General features: G+C 31.0%; 24 protein-coding genes and 1 riboswitch. Of the genes, 7 read left to right on the forward strand and 17 right to left on the reverse strand.

Annotated elements, in window-relative coordinates:
- Nucleotides 1-145 precede the first annotated feature (145 nt).
- Nucleotides 146-1033, forward strand: coding sequence for a GGDEF domain-containing protein (locus tag CLCY_RS04545; protein WP_048569987.1), 888 nt, complete (start codon nt 146-148; stop codon nt 1031-1033).
- An 82-nt stretch (nt 1034-1115) separates the two neighbouring features.
- Here the strand turns inward: CLCY_RS04545 and CLCY_RS04550 are convergent, their stop codons facing one another.
- Entirely contained in the window at nt 1116-2066 is a 951-nt protein-coding gene (locus CLCY_RS04550; protein WP_048569954.1) for a helix-turn-helix transcriptional regulator, read from the reverse strand.
- A gap of 196 nt (nt 2067-2262) precedes the next feature.
- Between CLCY_RS04550 and modA the strand changes: the two genes are divergently transcribed.
- The 4 genes from modA to CLCY_RS04570 are packed head-to-tail and all read left to right on the forward strand — an operon-like array spanning nt 2263 to nt 5644.
- On the forward strand, nt 2263-3069 hold the full coding sequence (modA, locus tag CLCY_RS04555) for a molybdate ABC transporter substrate-binding protein (protein ID WP_082141707.1): 807 nt from the start codon (nt 2263-2265) through the stop codon (nt 3067-3069).
- 2 nt (nt 3070-3071) lie between these two features.
- Nucleotides 3072-3743: a molybdate ABC transporter permease subunit gene (gene modB / locus CLCY_RS04560; RefSeq protein WP_048569955.1), complete on the forward strand. Its 672-nt coding sequence runs from the start codon at nt 3072-3074 to the stop codon at nt 3741-3743.
- Between the two features lie 4 nt (nt 3744-3747).
- Complete coding sequence (locus CLCY_RS04565; RefSeq protein WP_048569956.1) at nt 3748-4812, forward strand: sulfate/molybdate ABC transporter ATP-binding protein; 1065 nt, start codon at nt 3748-3750, stop codon at nt 4810-4812.
- Nucleotides 4813-4843: 31 nt separating this feature from the next.
- Nucleotides 4844-5644: a sulfite exporter TauE/SafE family protein gene (locus tag CLCY_RS04570; protein WP_048569957.1), complete on the forward strand. Its 801-nt coding sequence runs from the start codon at nt 4844-4846 to the stop codon at nt 5642-5644.
- A gap of 53 nt (nt 5645-5697) precedes the next feature.
- Nucleotides 5698-5757: riboswitch (Fluoride riboswitch) on the reverse strand.
- 47 nt (nt 5758-5804) lie between these two features.
- Here the strand turns inward: CLCY_RS04570 and arsB are convergent.
- The 10 genes from arsB to CLCY_RS04620 all read right to left on the reverse strand — a co-directional run bounded on the left by arsB (nt 5805) and on the right by CLCY_RS04620 (nt 13144).
- Nucleotides 5805-6842 (reverse strand): ACR3 family arsenite efflux transporter, encoded by a 1038-nt coding sequence (gene arsB, locus CLCY_RS04575; protein ID WP_048569958.1) that lies wholly within the window; start codon nt 6840-6842, stop codon nt 5805-5807.
- 27 nt (nt 6843-6869) lie between these two features.
- A complete protein-coding gene (locus CLCY_RS04580) occupies nt 6870-7280 on the reverse strand; it encodes an arsenate reductase ArsC (RefSeq protein ID WP_048569959.1) in 411 nt (136 codons plus the stop codon).
- 21 nt (nt 7281-7301) lie between these two features.
- Complete coding sequence (locus CLCY_RS04585; protein ID WP_048569960.1) at nt 7302-7625, reverse strand: ArsR/SmtB family transcription factor; 324 nt, start codon at nt 7623-7625, stop codon at nt 7302-7304.
- Between the two features lie 218 nt (nt 7626-7843).
- Complete coding sequence (locus tag CLCY_RS04590; protein ID WP_048569961.1) at nt 7844-8083, reverse strand: thioredoxin family protein; 240 nt, start codon at nt 8081-8083, stop codon at nt 7844-7846.
- Nucleotides 8084-8115: 32 nt separating this feature from the next.
- A complete protein-coding gene (locus CLCY_RS04595; RefSeq protein WP_048569962.1) occupies nt 8116-9120 on the reverse strand; it encodes a permease in 1005 nt (334 codons plus the stop codon).
- Between the two features lie 34 nt (nt 9121-9154).
- Nucleotides 9155-9439, reverse strand: a complete 285-nt coding sequence (locus CLCY_RS04600; protein ID WP_048569963.1) for an ArsR/SmtB family transcription factor — start codon at nt 9437-9439, stop codon at nt 9155-9157.
- A 268-nt stretch (nt 9440-9707) separates the two neighbouring features.
- Complete coding sequence (locus CLCY_RS04605; RefSeq protein ID WP_048569964.1) at nt 9708-10052, reverse strand: hypothetical protein; 345 nt, start codon at nt 10050-10052, stop codon at nt 9708-9710.
- A 269-nt stretch (nt 10053-10321) separates the two neighbouring features.
- The gene (locus CLCY_RS04610; protein ID WP_048569965.1) at nt 10322-10753 is read right to left on the reverse strand and encodes an OsmC family protein; all 432 of its coding nucleotides are present in this window, start codon (nt 10751-10753) and stop codon (nt 10322-10324) included.
- 118 nt (nt 10754-10871) lie between these two features.
- Nucleotides 10872-12440, reverse strand: coding sequence for a putative ABC exporter domain-containing protein (locus CLCY_RS04615; RefSeq protein WP_048569966.1), 1569 nt, complete (start codon nt 12438-12440; stop codon nt 10872-10874).
- Nucleotides 12440-13144, reverse strand: a complete 705-nt coding sequence (locus CLCY_RS04620; protein ID WP_048569967.1) for an ABC transporter ATP-binding protein — start codon at nt 13142-13144, stop codon at nt 12440-12442. Before CLCY_RS04620 ends, CLCY_RS04615 begins: the two co-directional genes overlap by 1 nt.
- Before the next feature lie 403 nt (nt 13145-13547).
- Here CLCY_RS04620 and CLCY_RS04625 point away from each other — a divergent pair, with 403 nt between their 5' ends.
- Complete coding sequence (locus CLCY_RS04625) at nt 13548-14597, forward strand: sulfurtransferase (RefSeq protein ID WP_048569968.1); 1050 nt, start codon at nt 13548-13550, stop codon at nt 14595-14597.
- Nucleotides 14598-14674: 77 nt separating this feature from the next.
- On the opposite strand, the gene CLCY_RS04630 is transcribed toward CLCY_RS04625, so the two are convergent.
- The 3 genes from CLCY_RS04630 to CLCY_RS04640 all read right to left on the reverse strand — a co-directional run bounded on the left by CLCY_RS04630 (nt 14675) and on the right by CLCY_RS04640 (nt 18381).
- Nucleotides 14675-15664 carry an ABC transporter permease gene (locus CLCY_RS04630; protein ID WP_048569969.1) on the reverse strand — a complete coding sequence of 330 codons (990 nt, stop codon included), beginning with the start codon at nt 15662-15664 and terminating at the stop codon, nt 14675-14677.
- A complete protein-coding gene (locus tag CLCY_RS04635) occupies nt 15654-17156 on the reverse strand; it encodes a sugar ABC transporter ATP-binding protein (RefSeq protein WP_242844935.1) in 1503 nt (500 codons plus the stop codon). The genes CLCY_RS04630 and CLCY_RS04635 overlap by 11 nt, the downstream gene beginning before the upstream one ends.
- 100 nt (nt 17157-17256) lie before the next feature.
- The gene (locus CLCY_RS04640) at nt 17257-18381 is read right to left on the reverse strand and encodes a sugar ABC transporter substrate-binding protein (RefSeq protein WP_048569970.1); all 1125 of its coding nucleotides are present in this window, start codon (nt 18379-18381) and stop codon (nt 17257-17259) included.
- A gap of 362 nt (nt 18382-18743) precedes the next feature.
- On the opposite strand from CLCY_RS04640, the gene CLCY_RS13615 reads away from it, so the two are divergent.
- Nucleotides 18744-19367 carry a peptidoglycan-binding domain-containing protein gene (locus CLCY_RS13615; protein ID WP_048569971.1) on the forward strand — a complete coding sequence of 208 codons (624 nt, stop codon included), beginning with the start codon at nt 18744-18746 and terminating at the stop codon, nt 19365-19367.
- 164 nt (nt 19368-19531) lie between these two features.
- Here CLCY_RS13615 and CLCY_RS04650 read toward each other — a convergent pair whose 3' ends face one another.
- The 3 genes from CLCY_RS04650 to CLCY_RS04660 form a co-directional block, all read right to left on the reverse strand.
- Nucleotides 19532-20692, reverse strand: a complete 1161-nt coding sequence (locus CLCY_RS04650; protein ID WP_048569972.1) for a metallophosphoesterase — start codon at nt 20690-20692, stop codon at nt 19532-19534.
- 58 nt (nt 20693-20750) lie between these two features.
- Nucleotides 20751-21488: a DUF3139 domain-containing protein gene (locus tag CLCY_RS13310; protein ID WP_053083263.1), complete on the reverse strand. Its 738-nt coding sequence runs from the start codon at nt 21486-21488 to the stop codon at nt 20751-20753.
- Between the two features lie 283 nt (nt 21489-21771).
- Complete coding sequence (locus CLCY_RS04660) at nt 21772-22680, reverse strand: AEC family transporter (RefSeq protein ID WP_048569973.1); 909 nt, start codon at nt 22678-22680, stop codon at nt 21772-21774.
- Nucleotides 22681-22861: the final 181 nt, after the last annotated feature.

Consider the following 22861-nt stretch of genomic DNA (forward strand, 5'->3'; position numbering starts at 1 on the left):
ACCAATAACTTCTTAAATATTTAATGTCTTTATTATTTAAATTTATAATATAAATCTCAACATTATAAATGTTTCTCCTATGCATTGTAGAACTATGTAATACACTGTATAATTTAGGTAAAACTATATAATAAAGGATTGCAATATGAATATAGTAGAAGAAGTAAAAAATAGATTATCAGTGTTTAAAAACTTATATGACATTTTTAGACTAGTAGATCCAGTTAATAAGAAAACCATAACTGTAAATGATAATTCTATTGAAGAATCAAAGGGTTATTGCTATGACTTTTGGAAAAGAGACGAATTTTGTAAAAATTGTATTTCTATTAGAGCTTATTTAGAAGATGATACATTTGTAAAAATACAAAACAACGAAGGAAAAATTTTCCTAGTAACTGCTACTCCTTTAATTCTAAACAACAATAGATATATAGTTGAAATTCTTAAGGATATAACACAAAATGGAAAGATACAGACTAAAAATGATAGTAGTGAAAACTATACAGAATACGTATTAAATGAATTAAATGAAAAAATAATAAAGGATGAATTAACTGGAGTATATAATAGAAGATATATTAACGAAACACTTCCAGTTAATATTAATAAGAGTATTGTTAAACAATATCCTTTATCAGTAATTATGGCGGATATAGATTTCTTCAAAAAAATAAACGATAACTATGGACATTTAATTGGGGATAAGATCTTAATTGACTTTTGTAAACTTGTTAAATATCATATTAGAAAAAGTACAGATTGGTTAAGTAGATATGGTGGAGAAGAATTCCTAATAGTCTTACAAGATACTGATTTACATAGTGCCTATAAAGTAGCAGAAGACATAAGAAAATCATTAGAAAATACTGTTTTTCAATATGATGATATAAAAATTAAAATAACTGCTAGTTTAGGTGTACATCAACTTAGTAGCCATAAAAACAATATGGATGAACTACTACTCGGCGCAGATAGAAACCTTTACCATGCAAAAATTACAGGAAGAAATAAAACAGTTATGGAATTATAGATTGAAAACAACGCCTATTAGGATAAATATAAGTTATCCTAATAGGCGTTGTTTAATAGCAATTAATTTAACTTCTCATTTACTATATCTCTGCTACAATATTACCTATTTCACTAATATCATAGCCTCCAATTCCTTCAAACTCCATTTTAAATTCATCTGATCTAAGAATCTGTAAAATAGCTTGAATCCCTGGAGTGTTTATATCTTCCTTTTTAAAAACTAAATCATATCGCTCTTTTTGTAGAGGAATAAATTCAATTCCCTCAACCTGACTTGCAATTTTTTCATTTCCTACAGCCACATCTGCACCACCACGAGCAATAGTACTTGCAACTGTAAGATGGGATTGATTCTCACGATTATATCCATTAATTAAGCTACTAGAAATACCAAGTAAACGCAGATGTTCATCAAGTAGCACCCTAGACCCTGAACCTTTTTCCCTATTTATCATTGTAATATCAGGCCTTCTAAAATCCTCCCATGATTTTATATTCTTAGGATTTCCCTTTTTAACATAAAATCCTTGCATACGACATGTAAGATGAATAATAACAGTTGGAATACCTGGTACAAGCCTTCTTACATAGGGAACATTATACTCTCCTGTATCACCGTCCCATAAATGTGCAGATGCAACCTGAATACTTCCTTGATATAGTGCAGTTAAACTATTATAACTACCAATATATGAGCGAAGTGCTGGGATTCCTTGAGTATACTGCTCTACATAACTTGATAAAATATCAAGCATTAAATCTTGGCCACATATAACAAAGCCTCTATTGTTAAGTTCTGGAGTTACTTGTATGTTATTATTCCCTATAACTTCATCCTTCGTAGCAATTATCTTATGTTTAATACTTTTTGAACCTGATATGTATTCTTCAACGTCATTTAATGTAAACCTTATTTTTCTTCCAACTTTATATGAATTAAGCTCTCCTCTTTTGACTAGTTCATAAACTGTATTTTTAGCTATTTTTAATATATTAGCAACTTCTTGAGCATTTAATGCGTTATTATCCATATTATCAACCTTTCTAGTTATAATGTTACATTATATTATATCACGTTTCGTCACGTCTTTACACCTTTCTATCTACTTTTCGTTGACATTAATACCTTAATATACTTATAATTTATGTGAAAAGCAGTTTAATGGAAACTTATATCACTTTTCATCACTTTTCATAACGAAATTATATTAACATGGAGGAAAAAATATGAAAAAGAAAACTTTATTTACCCTATTTACTTTTGTTATTTTGGTTTGTTTTTCACTTGTAGGATGCAGAGCAAATCAGGAAAACACTTCAAAATCAGAAAATACAACTACTCAAAAAACAGAACTTACAGTAGCTGCTGCTTCTAGCTTAAAAAAAGCATTTACAGAGATTGGATCAGAGTTCGAAAAGGATAATAACTCTAAGGTAACATTTTCATTTGGTGCAACAAGTACATTGGCAGAACAAGTTATTAATGGAGCTCCATTTGATTTATTCGTAGCTGCAAATGTAAAAGATGTAGATAAGCTTATTGAAAAAGGCGCTTTAATTTCTGATACTAAAAAGCTTTATGCCCTAGGACTTGTAGGTATTGCCACACCAAAGAATAGTAAGGTTCAAGTTAAAACTATAGAGGATTTACTAAATCCTGAAATTAAAAAAATCGCTATAGCAAATCCTGAAACTGCACCATATGGCTTAGCAGCAAAAAATGCTTTAGAAACTGCTGGACTATGGGATAAACTAAAATCAAAAATGGTATATGGAAAAAGTATTTCAGAAACAGCAACACTTATAACTACTGGTAATGCTGATGCAGGATTTATCGCACTATCTTTAAAGGATGATAAAACTTTAAACTTTAATCTTATTGACCAGAAAATGCATAAGCCTTTAAATCAAGCAATGGCTATTGTTAAGGCTTCAAAAAACCAGGAACTTGCCAAAAAGTTTATTGAATATGTAAATAGTGAAAAGGGTAAGTTAATTATGAATAAATATGGATTCGAAGCACCTAAGGAGTAAAAATGCAAGGTTTAAATCTATTTCCACTATATCTCTCTTTTCGCGTAGCACTAACTGCAACCATAATCAGCCTTATAGTTGGGCTTCCAATTGCCTATTTCCTAAGCAAAGGGCATGGGAAAATAGCTGATTTTATTGATACTTTAACTAATTTACCTATTGTATTACCACCTACAGTACTCGGATATTATCTTTTAGTTCTTTTAGGTAGACAGTCTCCAATAGGGGACTTCCTAGAAAACACCTTTAATATTATGATAGTTTTTACACCTACAGGTGCTATAATTGCATCTACAGTTGTATCAATTCCCTACTTAATTAGATCCTCTAAAACTGCATTTCTCGAGATAAATCAGGATTTCTTAAATGCAGCAAGGATATTAGGGAGAAGTGAGATTAACATTTTCTGTACAATCATACTTCCTATCGCATGGAGAGGAATTCTAGCAGGTATTACAATGTCATTTGTTAGGGCTCTTGGAGACTTTGGTACTACCTTAATGGTTTCAGGAAGTATTCCAGATAAAACCATGACTATGCCTATCGCCATATATGATGCACTACAAGTAGGAGATAAAGATTTAGTTAATTTACTTGTTCTTATTATGACTAGTATTGCTATTTTAGTATTATTTATAATTAATATTCTTGAAAGAAAATTAAAAAGGGGGTAGGTTAATGCTTGAAGTATCATTTCAAAAGTCATTAGGAGACTTTACACTAAATTCATCTTTTAAGTTAGAAAAGGGGATTTTAGGAATACTTGGTCCATCAGGCTGCGGAAAAAGTATGACTTTAAAATGTATTGCAGGGCTTACCTCCCCTGATAATGGATATATTAAACTTAAGGGAAAAACACTATTTTCTAGTGACTCAAAGGTAAATATACCACCTAGAAAAAGAAATATAGGATATGTATTTCAAAACTATGCACTCTTTCCCCATTTAACAGTAAAACAAAATATTTCATATGGTATTAGTTATTTAAAGAAGTCCTTAAGGGATGAAAAAACACTAGACATGATTAAACGTATGCAACTTACTGGACTTGAAAATCACTATCCATCTGAACTTTCTGGGGGACAACAACAAAGAACAGCCCTTGCTAGAACTTTAATTACTGAACCTGACCTGCTTATGCTAGATGAACCATTTTCCGCATTAGATAGTCATATTAAGTATCTACTAGAAAGGGAATTAATTGATATTATAGGCAATAACTTTAATGGTGTGGTGCTACTTGTTACTCACAATATTGAGGAAGCATATCGTATTTGCGATAATATTATGATTCTAAATAAAGGTGAAAACCTACAAATTGGCACTAAGGAAGAAGTTATCAGTAAACCTTTAAGCACTACTGCTGCAAGGATAACTGGATGCAAAAACTTTCTTGATGCTACTATATTAGAAGAAGATGATGATTACTATATTTTAAAATCAAATGAGCTTGTTTTTAAAGCTGTTAAGACAGCTTCTCCCTCATCTAAACAAATGATTGCTGGAATAAGAGCACATTACATAAGCCTATTCAATGAGGAATGTAACAAAGAAAATACCTTTGAATGTGATGTTATTGAGAAAATAGAAGGTGTTTTTTCTAATACTATTCTTGTTAATTGTTTTGGATGTATTCTTCAAATAGAAGTATCAAAGTCCTCATTATCAGATATCACAATATGTGATAATAAAAAACTGAAGATATATATTCCACCAAATCAAGTATTTCTTATGAAAAAGTAATTCATAATATATCTTGAAAGGAAAATAACTTATGAATAAAAAACAATCTGTATTACTTTCTCTTCTTACTTCAACACCTATAGGTGCCCTTGGAGGACTTATAGGTCTTGGGGGGGCAGAGTTCCGACTCCCTGTACTCCTAGGTATGCTTAAACTTTCTGCCCGTAAAGCTGTTGCTATGAACATAGCTATAAGCTTAATAACTATTATTTCATCTATAATCTTTAGAATTCCTAAGATAAGTATTAGTACCCTTTTACCACTTTCACTAGTTATGTTTTCAATAATAGTAGGTTCTATGACAGGGGCATACTTTGGAGCTGATTTCTCCAAGAAGGTTACAGAATCCCTACTAAAGAATACTATTTTAATATTACTTATTTTCATAGGATGTTTATTAATTTGTGAGGGTTTTGTACCATTCATAACAGGCGGAATAAATTTTGGACATGTTTCCATTAAAGTTCTTGTTGGTGTTTTTTGTGGATTAATAATTGGCTTTATAAGTAGTCTTTTAGGAGTTGCAGGTGGAGAGTTGATAATTCCAATACTTATATTAATTTTTGGAGTTGATATTAAAATAGCAGGCACTGTTAGTTTATTAATTAGTCTACCTACTATATTAATAGGAATATCAAAAAATGCATCAAACAAAATGTACTCTGATAAGAAAGACTTCACATCACTTATTTTACCAATGGGAATTGGTTCTATTATCGGTGCATTTATAGGTGCTGCCCTTGTATCAATGATTTCAAGTGAAATTATTAGGCTACTACTTGGCATACTTTTAATTTTTTCAGCACTTAAGCTGTTTATTGAAAAAAAGTAATTATAATTATAAATTAAGTAAACAAAAACTCCTACAAAATAACATTGAAAGGTTATTCTGTAGGAGTCATTAGCATTCAAGCATTTAAAGGCGAATCCATCACCTAGTTTACATATAACATATCTATATACCCATGTTTAATTAAAATGAATAATACTTTTTAAAAATACCTATTTTTCCACTTCAAGGCTACATTAACTAAAGCAATCAAAACTGGAACTTCCACTAATGGTCCAATCACAGCTGCAAAGGCTGCACCTGAATGAATTCCAAAAACCCCTACCGCTACAGCTATAGCTAATTCAAAATTGTTACTAGCTGCTGTAAATGATAGTGATGCCGCAACTGGATACCCCGTATTCATTTTCTTAGATAAGAAAAATGAAACAAAGAACATTACTATAAAATAAATCAATAATGGAACAGCAATTCTAACTACATCCATAGGTAGCTCAACTACCTTTTCTCCCTTTATAGAGAACATTACAACAATAGTAAATAAAAGTGCAATTAATGTTAAAGGACTTATTCTAGGAATGAACTTTTCGTCATACCATTCCCTTCCCTTAAGTCTTATTAATATATAGCGAGTAAAAAATCCTGCTATAAAAGGAATCCCTAAATAAACAAAAACACTTTTAGCTATCTCCCCCATAGTAATGTCAACTGTATATCCTTGTAACCCTAGCCATTCAGGTAATACAGTAACAAATATATATGAAAATACAGAATAAAAAATAATCTGGAATATAGAGTTAAAAGCAACAAGTCCTGCTGTATACTCACTATCTCCCTTTGCTAAGTCACTCCATACAATTACCATTGCAATGCATCTTGCAAGACCAATCATAATAAGTCCCACCATGTATTCTGGATACCCTTGTAAAAATACCACTGCCAAAACAAACATCAAAATAGGACCAATTATCCAGTTTTGAACTAGTGATAAAAGCAGTACCTTCCAATTTCTAAATACACTTCCAAGTTCCTCATAACGAACCTTAGCAAGTGGTGGATACATCATAACTATTAGCCCAATAGCAATAGGTATAGATGTAGTTCCAACCTGTAGGTTATTAATTCCACTAACTACACCAGGAAGAAAATAGCCTATTCCTACTCCTAGGGCCATAGCTATAAAAATCCATAGTGTTAAATAACGATCTAAAAATGATAATTTCTTTGTTAATCCTGCCAAAATAGACCCTCCCCATAATTACTATAACTATAACTTTATTTTATTCTCTTTTATTCTTTCTCTTAAATCTAAAACTTTTTCTTCTATCAATCTTATAATCTTTATAAATTCTGCATCATCCATACCTGTTGGGTCCTCAAGTCCCCAATCCTCAGTAACTTTACCTGGTAAATATGGACACACTACATTGCATCCCATTTTTACAACTATATCTACTGGTGGTATATCATTTAAAAGTTTAGATTTTTGATTTTCATTCATATCTACACTATATAGGTCCTTTATAATTCTTACTGAATCTTGGTTAATTTCAGGTTTTACCTCTGTTCCCGCTGAATAGCTTTCGAAGGTATCATCTCCATATAACCTGCCAAGTGCCTCTGCTATTTGTGACCTACATGAGTTATGAACACATATAAATGCTACCTTTGGTTTCATACCTTCCCCCTACTAAATTACTTACTCTTTACAACCACAATCCTTGCCTTTACATATACATTCTTCAGTATCAGTTATAATACTCATTAAAAACAAAACTAATCTATTAGCGTTTGCATTATCAAGGGTATAGTAATTCCATGTTCCCTCTTTTCTACACTTAACTAGTCCACAATCAATGAGAACCTTCATGTGATGGGATAATGTAGGTTGAGTAAAATCAAAATAATTAAGCAAATCACATGCACACATTTCCCCACATGAAAGCATGTCAATTATTCTTAATCTATTAGGATCGCTTAAGGCCTTAAATATCTTTGAATTTATATCATATTTCTTCTCCATATTCTCTCCTCATACAGTTAACTATATTCATAATATAAATACTTATCTATGTATTGTCAATATAAACCCGATATATACAACATGCATTTAACATAATCATATACATATATCTATATACATACATTGTATACTAACTTTAACATACCCTACAGAACCTATTATAAAAGTAAAAAAGATAGTATTACATAAATGTAATACTATCTTTTTAAAACTTAATATTATTCTATACCCTTTAGAATATTAACAATTTCCTTAGGCTTTAAAACCTTTCCAAAGGAAACAACCTTCTCATCAATAACTAAGGCTGGAGTTGACATAACCCCATAAACCATAATGTCCTTAAATTCTGTAACCTTGATTATTTCAGCTTCTATCCCTGTCTCTTTTAGCGCAGTCTCTGTATTTTCCTTTAAAGTAACACATTTTTTACATCCAGATCCTAAGATTTTAATTATCATTAAATATCACTCCTCAATTTACTTAAAATATACTACATCAAAAGATAAGAAAAGTAATTAAACGCATATCCAATTATAATAATTCCTATAGTAACAACCCCTACAAATATAGCTAAAAGCTTAGTCTTAACAACCTTCTTTAACATAATCATAGAAGGAAGTGAAAGTGCGGTTACACCCATCATAAATGCTAGTACAGTGCCAAGGCCTACCCCCTTGAGAACTAAAGCTTCTGCAATAGGTAATGTTCCAAAAATATCAGCATACATAGGAACACCTACAAATGTAGCTAATAAAACAGAGTACCATTTATCCTTACCTAGTACTGAAGTTATTATTGACTCTGGAATCCAATTATGAATAGCTGCACCTATTCCAACACCTATAAGAATATAAATCCACACCTTTTTTATTATGTCTAATACCTGATTCTTTGAAAAATCTATCCTCTCCCTAGTCGTCATGTTTTCTTGTTCAGTTTCAATAATATTGTTATTGTAAACGAATGATTCTACATATTTTTCAAGCTTTAACTTACTAATAATACTTCCACCAGCAACTGCAAGTACAATACCTACTACAACATAAGCCATTGCTATTTTCCAGTTAAATATACTCGCAAGCAAAATAACCGATGCAATATCTACAAGAGGTGAGGATATTAAAAATGAAAAGGTTACACCTATTGGTAATCCTGCACTAGTAAACCCTATAAATAAAGGAATAGATGAACAGGAACAAAATGGTGTAACAGTTCCAAGTAATGCCCCTAGTATATTAGCTGATATTCCCTTATAGTTACCTAATATTTTCTTTGTTCTCTCTGGAGGGAAAAAGCTTTGAATATATGAAATCATAAATATTAATGCTGAAAGCAATATAAATATCTTAACAACATCATATATAAAGAAATGAATACTCCCACCTAACTTACTATTTACATCTAATCCTAAGATACCTTTAACAAATAAAGCCACTAAATTACTAAGCCACTCCATTTTAAGTAGTTGGTTATTTAACCATTCAAATATAAACAAAATATCATCTCCCAAGTCCTTCTAACTTACTAGATTAATCAAATTTTAAACTTATGCCATCAAATAGGTTTTTTAAAGAGTCTAATCCATCTTTATTAATTGAGTACCTCATCCATTTACCATCACGCCTACCACTAACAAGTCCACTATCGCATAAAATCTTCATATGATAGGAAAGTGTAGGTTGTGTTATATTAAAATCCTCAAGTATCTTACAAGCACAAACCTCCCCATTTGAAAGCTTATCAAATATTTTTACTCTAGTTTCATCTGATAGTGCCTTCATACATAATGCATACTCCTTATAACTTTTATCCAATCTACTCACCTCACATTAAAACTTTTAATACATAGATAATTATCTATGTATATTATATTCTCATATATAGATAAATGTCAATGTGTTTGAATTTCAGGAATGATATTATTAATTCTAGAGGCAGACCTTTATGAGACATTGGGTTAATATCTCTTTACTGAAAAATCACTTACTCCTGATTAGTTAGTAACAGTTCGTCTTCTATAATAAAAAATAAAGCTTAAGCATTTTAATGCTTAAGCTTTAAAAAATTTTACTAATATTCTAATTAAAGATTAGCGAAACTTGAAATAATGCTTCCAAGGAATAGTACATATAGTACTAGGAATACTACGCTAATGATAAATCCTACAAGTCCTGCTCTATTCCATGTCTTTTGTACAGCAAGGAAAGTTTCTACATCCTTAAATTCTCCAGTTTTCCATGCCCATGAATTTCCCTTTGCACCACAAACAAAAATCCATATAACGTTGAAGAAAGGAATTAGACATAGTAAAGGTAGGTAACTCTTGTTTCCTATGCCCCACCAAATGTTAAAGTAAAATGCTCCCCAGTTCCAACCTTTTACTTCATTTGGAACAACGTTACTTTGTACATAATTAGTATTTTCCATTATAAGTCCTCCTTAGTATAAATAAAAATAATAATAATAACAATACATACTATATCATATTTTTATGTAAACTTACACCACATGATATAATTCAATGTAATATTCACAATTAATATGCACTTTTACCATATATAATATATAAATCTGCCTTTAATTAATATGAAATATCTTTATGTTATATGTCCATATATAAATTCTTACTTCTATAAAATATTTTAAAAATTAAATAGGCTGTTGCAAATTTTATCTTGCAACAGCCTATTCTATAATTATAAAATAATAATCTCTTGAGTTCTTTCTATATTACTATCTAGTGCTTGACCAACTACACAAATCTCATCAACAGCTTTTATTAACTCTTCTACTTCACTTTGTGACTTAGTTGTTTTTAGCTTATACACTGTATGAATCTTTGTTACACGAAGCTTAGCCATTTTAGTGCCCTCTAATTCTCCATCAGGATTAATTTCAGCACTAACTTCTACCTCTAGATCCTTAAAATCATTAAAATCTATTCTCTTAGCATTTGCAGCCATCTTAAATGACATAATCTTACACCCTGCTATAGAAGAAAGTAATCCTTCCCCAGGACACATACCCTCAGTTCCACCAAGTGTAGCAGGACTATCGAAGGTTGCTGTATATTTTCCCACCTTAACTTCTGTTACAAAATTTTCTCTTAATCTTACTACTGATTTCATTTAATCATCTCCTTAGTATAATTTTATACTAAGGAGACTAAGTTTTCAATTAATTACATCATTAATTATTCCTATAAGCCCTTATTTATCCTATTAAATAACTTAATAGTTATATACACTATCTATTATTAAGTTCAGCATAGTTTAGTATATTTCTGCAAGTATATAGTATTATTAAGGATATAAGTAAATTTGAAATTACAGTTCCTATAAGAATAGAGAAAACAATAGGTATAAATTTAATCATACTACCTATAAAATAACCTAAAACAATACCTGGCAAACTAAGAATAATCATTACTACAATATAAAGCATAAAAATTATAATCTTATTCAAAATTGAACCAAATACCCTCTGCTGTAGAATAGTCCCTGCCATAAGAAGTATTCCAAATCCAATTCTTGCAATTATACAAATTATAATCTCTCCAAAGGATAAATGAATTATCATTCCAATTGGTACAAATAAAAGTATAGCCTCTGCAGACATTTTATAAACACTTTCTAAACATATCATAATAAGCTTTTTAAATGGATCTACAGGTATCATATATACATAGGGACTTATAAGTTCTCTTCCCCATCTACCTAGTGATACAGTAAATATTTGCATATATGTTGCAAAGGAGAATATTCCTCCTATATTTTCTTTACCTAGTATAACCGCAAATACTATACAAAATAAAATCATAAGTAGTGAAGTTAAATCTAAAACAAACACCTTAGATCTTCTGTTTTCTATCATATGCTTATGAAAGAAAACATCAGCTCCAATGCCCTTTCCTATTCCAGTTTTACCTACCTTAACATTCATAGGAATAGCCTGTCCTGCCTTGCCTTCCTTTTTAGCTGTTATTGCACTAAAGGATACCTCTGTCGCCTTTAAAACATCTTCATAATAATTACTTCTACTCTTCACTATAGCTACTAGTATTAAAGCTATATACACTATAGTTGCTACAACACCTAATAATAAGCTGGCATAATTCATAGTTAGTACACCTACAACAGCATACTTAACCCATCCTATAATAGGTATAAAGTTTAAAACACTTGAATTAATAGAGGTAACAGCACTTCCTATTATATTTCCCCTATTAGCTATTAAAGGAAGTAGGATATATACTGAAACTAGTATACATAGTGAAATTATTATACTCTTTAATATTCTTTTTCTACTTTCATCGCCACTTGTATATGAATAAATAGCCATTGATGTTACCTGTGATGAAAGCATAACCATACCATACCCTAAAAGTATAATAACTAGCTCTCCTATGGAAACATTATAACTCGCATTTAACCATCCATATTGAAAAAGCAGAAAGAAGCCAACAAGTAGTGATGTACCTATTTGTTTAAATAGTCCATAAACAAGTATCTTCTTAGATGATATAGGAGTAGAAAATAATATATTTACGTCTGCCATAGAAAAGAAACTTGCCCCGGATGAAAAACCCTTTAAACACCCTAATAGAAAAACAGAGGCATATAGGGCAAAAATTATAGCATATAATTCTGATATATCTCTAAAATTTTTCCCTGTAGTTACACTATTTCTTGAAAATATTACAGAACCTAAAAGCAAAATAAATACTATATAAACAACTATTTTTGCAGGATTGTTTTTCAGATCCTTAATAAAGTTCTTCATAGTAGTAATTAATAAGTAACCTAAACTTTTCACTACCTATCACCATCCCCCTCAGTAATTGAGAAGAAAAGTTCCTCAAGGGTTTCACCTTCTGTATCCCCCTTATTATACTTAGTTACCTTAATAGAACCCTTAACCATTATATAAGCAGAGTCCCAATTTTCCTCAACACTATCAATCATGTGGGTACTAATTAGAATAGATGCACCATCATTTTTCATCTCTTGAAATAATAACTTAAGTTCCTTAATAGCGTGTGGATCAAGCCCTACCATAGGTTCATCAAAAATAACAACTCTTGGTCTGTGAAGAACTCCACAGCAAATACTCACCTTTTGCTGCATTCCCTTAGATAATTCCTTACCTAGCTTGTCCTTTTTATCTAGTAGATCAAACCTTTTAAGTAGCTCCTGTGCATATTCCTCATAATCCCTTAATTCATATGCCCTAGCGATAAACTCTAAATGCTCACCAACTGTTAAAAGGTCATATACAGCTGGCATCTCAGGAATATATCCAAGTGCCCTTTTAGCCTCAATAGACCTATTGTTATGTCCACATATTTTTATGTCACCTTCAAATCTAAGCAGTCCTGCTATACTTTTTATGATAGTAGACTTACCCGCCCCATTAGGCCCAAGAAGTATTGCAATTTCTCCGTCATTAACCTTAAAGCTGATGTTATCATTAGCCTTAAGCTTTCTGTAACGCTTTGTTACATTGGAAACTTCAAACATAGTAACCTCCTAAAAAATTAACTTATATTTATAGCTTAATCCACCATGCAGTTATATATTACCATACAAGTCACATAATTACATCATTTAACACCAATTTCATATATCAACTTAGCCTTCATAATTAGCAGTATATTAGTGCTGCTATTCATACTTACTAGTGTATCTTAAAAGTTTATTTAATAAAAACATCCTCTAGAAAGACTTATAGAGGATTCTTACTGTACACTCTATACATCATACATAGTAAATAAAAACAATATAAAATAAATAGATAGAAGTTATAATTAACACCTTCTTTATGCGAACTTTCTATTTGACTTATGTATATATTTACATTTAATCCACTAATATGTAAAATTAAACCGACGTACAAATTTTTGTATAAAATATGGGGGGTAACATGAAAAGAAATAAAATAATATCATTAATTTTATTTGCACTAATAGTTATTGGTGGTTTCGCTGGATGTGATAACAAGGCTTCTGTTGATACATCATCACAATCATCAAAGGAAACTAAGGTAGCAGATGGCAAAAGAGAAATAAGAACAAAGGGAAATGACTCAGCTGTACTAGAAGCTCCAAGTAATACTAAGGAACTTCCAGGAGATAAGGAACGTTTTGATAGTTACGTATATTCTGTAGATAAGCTTAAAGCTGATGCTGATAAAGTAGTAATTATTGATGCTCGTTCAAAGGAAGATTACGATAAGGGACATATTCCAAATGCGGTACAAGCTGCTTGGCAAGATTGGGCTAACATGGATGCAAAACAAGATAGCGGTGATTGGGCAAAGGTACTTCCAAATGATAAACTAAGTGCTATATTCGGTAAACTTGGAATAGATGGTACTAAGCCTGTAGTTATATATAACGACCCAGCAACAAGTTGGGGAGATGAAGGACGTCAACTTTGGACTCTTAGATTATTCGGACTTAATAATACATACATACTTAACGGTGGAACTAAGGCATGGACTGAGGCTGGTGGAGAGCTAACTAAGGAAAAGACAAACGTTAAAGAAGTTAAAGGACCTACTCCTAAGCCAAACAACGAACTAATAGTTGATACAAAGTATGTTGCAAATAACCTAGGTAAGGTTAACATACTTGATGTAAGAGAAGATGAAGAACGTGCTGGAACTAAAAATTATGGTGAAGCATCAAAGGGTAGAATTCCAGAATCTAAACATATATGGTTTAAAGATTTCTATAATAAAGATGGAAAACTTCTAACTCCAGCTCAAATCAGAGCAAGAGTTGAAGCAAAGGGATTTAAGACTTCAGATGAAGTTATTACATACTGTACAGGTGGAATAAGATCAGGATTTGCAGCAATGATGCTTCAAGCCGCAGGATACACTAAGGCTAAAAACTACAATGTAAGCTTTAGCGCTTGGGCAGGTACAAAGCAAAAGATAGACAGTGCAGTTCTAAAGGAACTTGACTAAATAAATACTTTAACTTCTCCAGAAAAATTACCCCTAGGACTAAAGTCCTAGGGGTAATTTTTTATAATAAATTTAATTTACTTTTTTCTATAATAAGTAACTATAAGTGCAACGGCTAAAACTAAGCCCTTTATTATATCCATAGAATAATAAGGTACAGATAGCATAATAAGCCCGTTTTGAAGTATCCCAATTAAAACAGCACCTACAAATGTTCCAAATGCATTAGGTTTCCCCTCACCAAAAACAGAAAACCCTATATAAGCCGCTGCAACAGCATCCATTAAATATGGTGCCCCTGCATTTATTTCCGCTACTTGAACTCTAGATGCAAGTATAATTCCCCCAAGTGATGCGAAAAAAGCTGATAATATATATGCAAGTGTCTTATACTTATTAACGTTTATTCCTGAAAGGTAGGCCGCTTCTACATTTCCACCTATTATGTACATAACTCTACCATACTTTGTTTTTGTAAGTAGTACATGAACTATGGCTACTACCACAAGCATTATAATTATTATCATAGGAACCTTACCAATTACCTTGAAGGCATCAGTAATGTGCCCAGCTGCTACATCTCCGTTTTTCATTATCATATTCTCTGAAATAACAGCACCCTTTGTATATGTACTTGCTACCCCTTGAAATATAAACATAGTAGAAAGAGTTATTAGCATATCATTTGACTTTATCTTAGATATTAATATAGAATTTATTACCCCAACTAATGTACCAGCAGCTAATGCTACAAATATAGAACCTAGGGTATCAATTGAATACCATATAAATAATGAAACACATACCCCATTTGCTATAGATGCGGTACTTCCAACGGATAGGTCAAATCCCCCAACTGTTAGTGATACTGTAACTCCTATAGCAATTATTGTTACAATTGAAATTGAACGAAGTATATTTATTACGTTATCCACGTTTAAAAAATTATCTACGAAAATACTAAATATTAAAAACAGTCCTAGGGTTATAAATATGGTTCCATATTTATAACATAAATCAAACAAACTTATATTTCTTTTATGTACTAAAACCTCATTAACCTTCATTAACTTTTCCCCCTGTTGAGTATAATAGGATTTCTTCCTCTGTTGTTTTACTTGATACTAATTCTCTTTGTATTTTTCCATCATACATAACATACATTCTATTTGTTATTGATAGAATTTCCCCTATTTCACATGATGCGTATATAATAGCCTTACCCTTTTTTGAAAGCTCTCCTATAAGGGCAAATATTTCTTCCTTAGCCCCTATATCTACCCCCTTAGTTGGCTCATCAAATATATAAACATCACAGTCTTTTAGAATCCACTTACCTATAACTACTTTTTGTTGATTACCACCTGATAAATATCTTAACTTTGTTTTTTCATCTCTTGTTTTTATAGATAGAGCATTTATCATTTCATAGGATTTTTCCTTAATTTTATTTATATTTATAAATCCATATGATGTGAATTCATCTAAGTTAACAGAAGTTAGATTAACCGAGATATCCTCATCTACAAGTATTCCCTCTTTCCTTCTCTCCTCAGGAATAAGTGCAATTCCTTTGTTTACAGCATTCCTCGGCGACTTAATTACTACCTTTTTACCGTCTTTATAAATCTCACCTACTACCGCTTGTCTACATCCAAATAAGGCTTTACAAAGTTCAGTCTTCCCTGCCCCAACAAGTCCTGCGATTCCTAGTATTTCACCTTTTTTAAGTGTCATATTAATATCCTTTAGGAACTTATCCCTAAGATTCCTAACTTCAAAGGCAACTTCATCCTTTACACTTTCCTCACTACTATAACTTTGGTAATGCTTCTCTCCTATCATATGCTTCGTTATATCCTTTTCATCTACACTGCTAGGGTTCAAAACACCTGATACATATCCGTCCCTTAGAACAACTATACTGTCTGATATTTTCATAACTTCCCTTAGCCTATGGGATATAAATATAATTCCAACGCCATTCTCCTTCAAATCATCTATAATGCTAAAAAGCTTCTCACTTTCAACAGTACTAAGTGGTGCTGTAGGCTCATCAAGTATTAGAAATTTACACTTTCTACTTAAAGCTCTAGCTATTAGAACCATTTGCTTTTGGGCAAGAGTTAAATTTTCTACCTTATCCTTTGTATTTAAATCTATGCCTATTTTATCTAGAAGTCTTTGTGAGGATTCATGAATATACTTATAATCTACAAACACCTTACCTTTTAAGCCACTTAAGTAATACTCCAGCATTATATTCTCACCTACTGTTAAATAGGGAATAAGTGCAGTATCAACCTCTTGAGCTACTATTTGTACTCCACTTTCCTTCGATTCATTTGGCCCTTTTATATTTACTTCATTATCACCAATAAATATTTTCCCACTATAGTGTGGGTATACCCCTGATAAAATCTTCATAAGAGTTGATTTTCCAGCTCCATTTGCACCTACAAGTGATGTTACACATCCTGATTTAGCTTGAAACTCTACACTCTTTAGAGCCCTAAATCCAGAAAACTCTATTTCTATATCCTTCATTAAAAGATCCACTATATCACCTCTTCCCTATAATCTTTAATACCCCTGTAAAATCTTAATTTTACAGGGGTATCGTATTAACTAACTTGTAGACAAAGTCATCAGTCTGATTTTACTTTTTATTCTCTTCTTTTAACTTGTTCATCCATGGTTCATCAAAGGCACTTGATACACCAAAACCTTTTATGAACTGTGATAAATTCTCCATATTAACATTTTTACTTCCTGTTAATGAATCCTTATTAATTAGTGATGCCTCTAAATCATAGAACTTAGGTGTCATTTCACCTGCAAGTTTTTTCATAACTATTCTTAGGTTAACTGCTCCAACTAGCTTTGGATCAACAGCTGCTGTTGAAATCCAAGGACTACCCTCTTCACTTATAGCTTGTAGATCAGCATTTGATACATCTATACCATATATCTTAACTTCACTACGTCCAGCTTCCTTAACCGCACGAGTTGCTCCTATAGCAAAGGCATCCCACGTAGCATATATAGCATCAAGTTTTCCCTTTGGATACTTTGAAAGTATAGCACTTACAGCATTTTGAGTTTGTACTGATGTATCTGCTGCTGCAACTCCCCATCTTTCAACTTCCTTAATATCTGGGTACTTTTCCTTAAGATCTTCATAAATTCTATTTCTATTTACCATAGGTGGGAAACCATCTACCCACAGATATGCTATATTAGCCTTTCCATTATGATCTTGAATAAGTTTTTTAAATGATAAAAGTGCAAGTGATTCATCATCCTGTGATGTTAAAGTAACCCCATCAATCTTTGATATCTCAGGATTTGAATCAAATGTTACAACTGCTTTTCCCTTATCTCTGATTTTCTTAACATAATCAACAGTTCCCTTATCATCCCCATGTGAAATTATGTAACCATCATAATCCTTCTCTATAGCTTGAGCTATAGAATCATGAAATTTAGTAGTATCCCCATTAGCGCTAAATGTATTAACTATTACCCCAAGACGCTCTCCTTCTTTTTTAGCCCCTGCTAAAAATTGAGCAGTATGATCATCTCCACCAATCTTACGAATAACAGCTATTTTAACTTCCTTATCCTTTAAAGTAACTGGTATGTCTACATTTTCATTTTTTTCTACTTTATCAGTAGTAGAACTTGTATTAGATGCTGTTTCCTTTTCCTGTTGTTTACAACCTACTAATGAGCCTCCTAATACAACTACTAATATTAGAAATAAACTTAGTAATTTTTTCATCTAAACTCCCCCTTTAAATATATATCACATAATTCCCATTCTTTTTATAAGAATTATATGATATATAGAATATTTTGTCAATAATTACATAAAATTTCACATTCTATTATAATATACACTATATATGTTGATTCTTGAAACTATTTGAAATAATGTAAAACTATGTTATTATATTGTGTAACTAATTGTATTGGAGGTGTTTTATTTGAAATTTACTTGAATGAGCCTTTTATATTTCACTCTAGTGTAGACTTTGTTTTTGTTTCTAAAATCAGCTTTAGGAATGTCTATTAACTCAGTAGATGCAAAACATGTAGGATATTTAGATTTTTTATGAAAATAGGAAAGAGGGTTTTATTAAAATGATAAATTATGCAAAAAAGACTATAGCATTATTTTTATGTGGACTAATTACTGGAGTTTCTATGACAGCTACAGCTTTTGCTAAAATAAAGAATAATATAGATTCTAAAAACACAGATATTACAAGTACAATAGACAATAAAAGTGCTACAATTTGTGGTAAAACATTCAAATATAAGGATGCACCAAAAAAAGTAAAAGATAAACATGACTTAAACTGTAAGTCAGCTGGAGTTACTCCATCACCTACAGATGAGATATTTATACCATCTGAAAACTTTGATACCTATGGCATATCAGCACAAGCTGCAGATGAGATGTACTTTGTTTCTTCTAAAGATGGATACCTTTATGTATCTGGCTCAAAATATTATAGTTTTAATATCAAAACTACATACGTAGGATACACCTATATAAGAACCGGCAATCCCGTACATGGGTTGCAAATATTATTGAATTTGTATGCAAGAAAATTTGGAGGAACTCAAATAGATACAGATAGTGTATTTGGAGCAGAAACATATAATACATTGAGAAGTTTCCAAAGTAGAGTAGGTCTATCAGTAGATGGTATCGCTGGGCCTAATACATGGGTAGCTCTTATAAATAGAGCACTTGGCTAAGAATTATAAATAGAGCACAGTAATTCTATTTATAAATTGAACTTTTTCTGTAATTAATATTTAGAAAACTAATTAAATTAACTATAAAGGTGATATAAGTCATTTCATATGAATGCTTTATATCACCTTTTATTATTTTAATGAAGTATGAAACTTTAGAATAACTATTTGCCCTCTAAGTTTATCTGCACTATTTCTGACCTACTACCTATTCTTATTGGTGGTCCCCAGGTACCGTATCCTGATGAAATTACTGCGTTAAAAGAATCCTTTTTCATATAACCATAATCCAACTCAAATATTTTGCTAGTTACTAAGTTAAAAGGAGCAAACTGTCCTCTATGTGTATGTCCAGATACCTGAAGATCAATCTTTTCATTATATGGCTCCTTTAAATCCTTTGGAGTATGATCAATAACTATAATGGGCTTAGTTTTATCTACATTTTTAAGTATAGTACTTAAATCTTTTCTTTTATTACCATACCTACTTACTGACACATCATCTCTCCCTACTATATAAAAGCTATCATTTATAAGATTAAATTCATCTCTAAGAACCTTTACACCATTACTTTCTAATTCATTAGTTAACTGATCTACCTTATTAGTCATAAAGTCATGATTACCTAATGCTAGGTATGTTCCATATCTACTCTTGATTTTCCCTAACCCCTCAGCTAAATTATCATCAATAAAAGGCTGTAAATAACTATCTATTAAATCTCCAGCAATAAGTACCACATCTGGCTTAATTGTATTTACTTCATTTACCATAGTCTTTAATCTCTCTTTGCCTATATAGCTCCCAAGATGAATATCAGAAAGTAGTACAACCTTTAACTTATTATCCTTTAAATCTTTAGATAACTTTATATCATAATTTTTAACGTAGGAACTCCTACCACTCCATGTACCATAACTTAGCAATACTCCAATAAATACAATTATAAAAATGGTTATTGATAAGTTTAGTATACTGCTAAATTGATTGCCCTTAGGAAGAAAATTAAATCTTGAATTTAAAAATTTCACAATATCTATAATAGGAAAAATAAGAATTAAATAGGCTAGTATCGCTATATAATAGGAACCTACATATAATAACAAATTAGATATAAAACTAGGTAAAAAGGCTTTTAAAAGATTAGCAATAATATAGGAAAAGGCAATTATCCAAAATATTATCCAAAATACCTTTGTGTTTAATAGACGAATACTTTGTAATCCAATAGCTACTCTTTTACCTATGTAACGATTGACTATTATAAATAGTGATAAAAAAGCCAATATAACTAGAATTACTTTAATATTAATGTTATTCATATATATCCCCATCCTCATTACTTTTTAATTTCTTTTTCCCTAATATATAAATGCCATATCATAAAACAGGCTTAATATTTCCACTTTTTAATTCCTCTGCTGTTTTGCCATCTATTGAATAGAAGCCTCCTACTGTATCTAAAGTAGGTAACGAGTATCCTCCTATTGCCTTACCATCTACTATCATTACGTATAGGTTTACACCTTCCTTAGCATTAATATCTCTTTTTTGAAGTGGATGATTTCTTACCTTAAAACCCATGACTACTACTTCCTTTCCAAAGTAATGATCAGGTTTAACTCCTTGGACACTCCACACTTGCTTATATTTAATATTATCTTTAGTATTCTTAAACATACTTCCATCTAACTTATACCTGTCCACCTCTGCAAATAGCTTAAAAATAGTGTACCCATGTTTTTTAATATAATTCCCGGCTACTATCATATTTTTATATCCAGGACTTTCGCTATGATCATAAATTCCATCATCAAGTCTTCCTGAGGCTCCCCCTTGAGATATTTTATTATCCCTATAGGAGTATGAATATTTTACTTTAGGCTCATCTTTAAATACTACACTTATAATCCATTCTTCATAACTTAATATACGATTTATAAAATAATATTTAACCTCTATTTTACTTATATCACTCTTTTTATATCCTCTATTTTCTATTAAGTGTTTTTCCGTCATATTGTAGATTTTCTTTGTGTTAATTTGTACATATACAATTGCAATTAATATCGCTGCTATACTTAAAATTAAAATGCTCTTTTTTATCTTTATATTCATACTATCACCCCTTTTTATTTGATAATATTCAACTACTCTTAAATAAATTATAAACTAAAGTATAGCACACATTTTTTTTACATTATTGTCTATAACTGTATCAAACTTGTGTAGCCTACCTATACCAAGAGGTAAAAATTCTTATCCTAAAAAAATATCCTTAATCTTAGTGGGATACCGCCAAGGGAGGCGATTAATATATCACACTTAGACTAAGGATATTTTTATAAGCTAGAATTTCTTCTCGAAGATCTCGAGATTTATAGGCATGCTACATACATGACTAAACTAGCAACATAATCAGTGGTAGGGTAACAGCTGAAAGAATTGTTGTAACAACCGTTATTTTAGATGCACTTTCAACATCTCCCTCATATATCTGTGCAAATGTTACTGTAGTTGCTGCAGCTGGCATAGCAGATAAAAGTACAGATATACCTAAAATTATTCCTGTAAAACCAAGTAAACTCAAAACTGCATATATAGCTAAAGGAGTAATTACTAATCTCATTAAAGATGCGCCGTAATACTCTATTCCCTTAAATGCCGTTTTAAGATTCACATCATAAAGGCTTACCCCTATAATTATCATTGAAAGCGGTGCCGTCATTGACCCTATAAGGCTTATTGTATTAGAAACTGCAAATGGTAACTTAATAGAGAATATAAATATAATCATTCCTATAAATACTGCTATCATACCAGGGTTTTTAAATACCTTTTTATATAAACCCTTCCTCTTTTCTTTTTGGAAAAGCATAACTCCTACTGTCCAAAGGAAAATATTAAATACTACATTATAGATAGCTGTATAAAATACTCCCTCACTTCCATAGACACTATGAGCAAGAGGATATCCCATATATCCACAGTTAGAAAATACAGTCATAAATCTTAAAACACTTTTCTTTCCACTATCACATTTTCTAAAAAGCATTAAACTAACTAATGCTAATACTCCATGGACTATAAATGTCAAAGCAAATAGTATTAGACCTGAACTTAGCATCTTCTGTGAAAACTTAAAGTTAAATGAGGCTATAACCATAAATGGTAAGGTAATATTAATCAAAATCTTAGATAAACCTACATTTACCTCCTGTGATATAACCTTAAATCTTGCTGCTACATACCCTACTCCCATGATTAGAAATAGAACTATTATTTGATTTAGTATGTTAAAATATTGCATAAAATCATCTCCTATATTCGATTATATGACATTTAACCCATTTAACAAACAGGCTATATCTAGCCTGTAATATCAAATATCCTATATATTTTTGATGAGATTAGATTACATATAAAAAAAGCAAGTTTAACACTTGCTTTTAACATAATCTAATATGTATCTTCTTAATTATACATATTTT

Source organism: Clostridium cylindrosporum DSM 605 (genome assembly GCF_001047375.1).
GTDB lineage: Bacteria > Bacillota > Clostridia > Clostridiales > Caloramatoraceae > Clostridium_AB > Clostridium_AB cylindrosporum.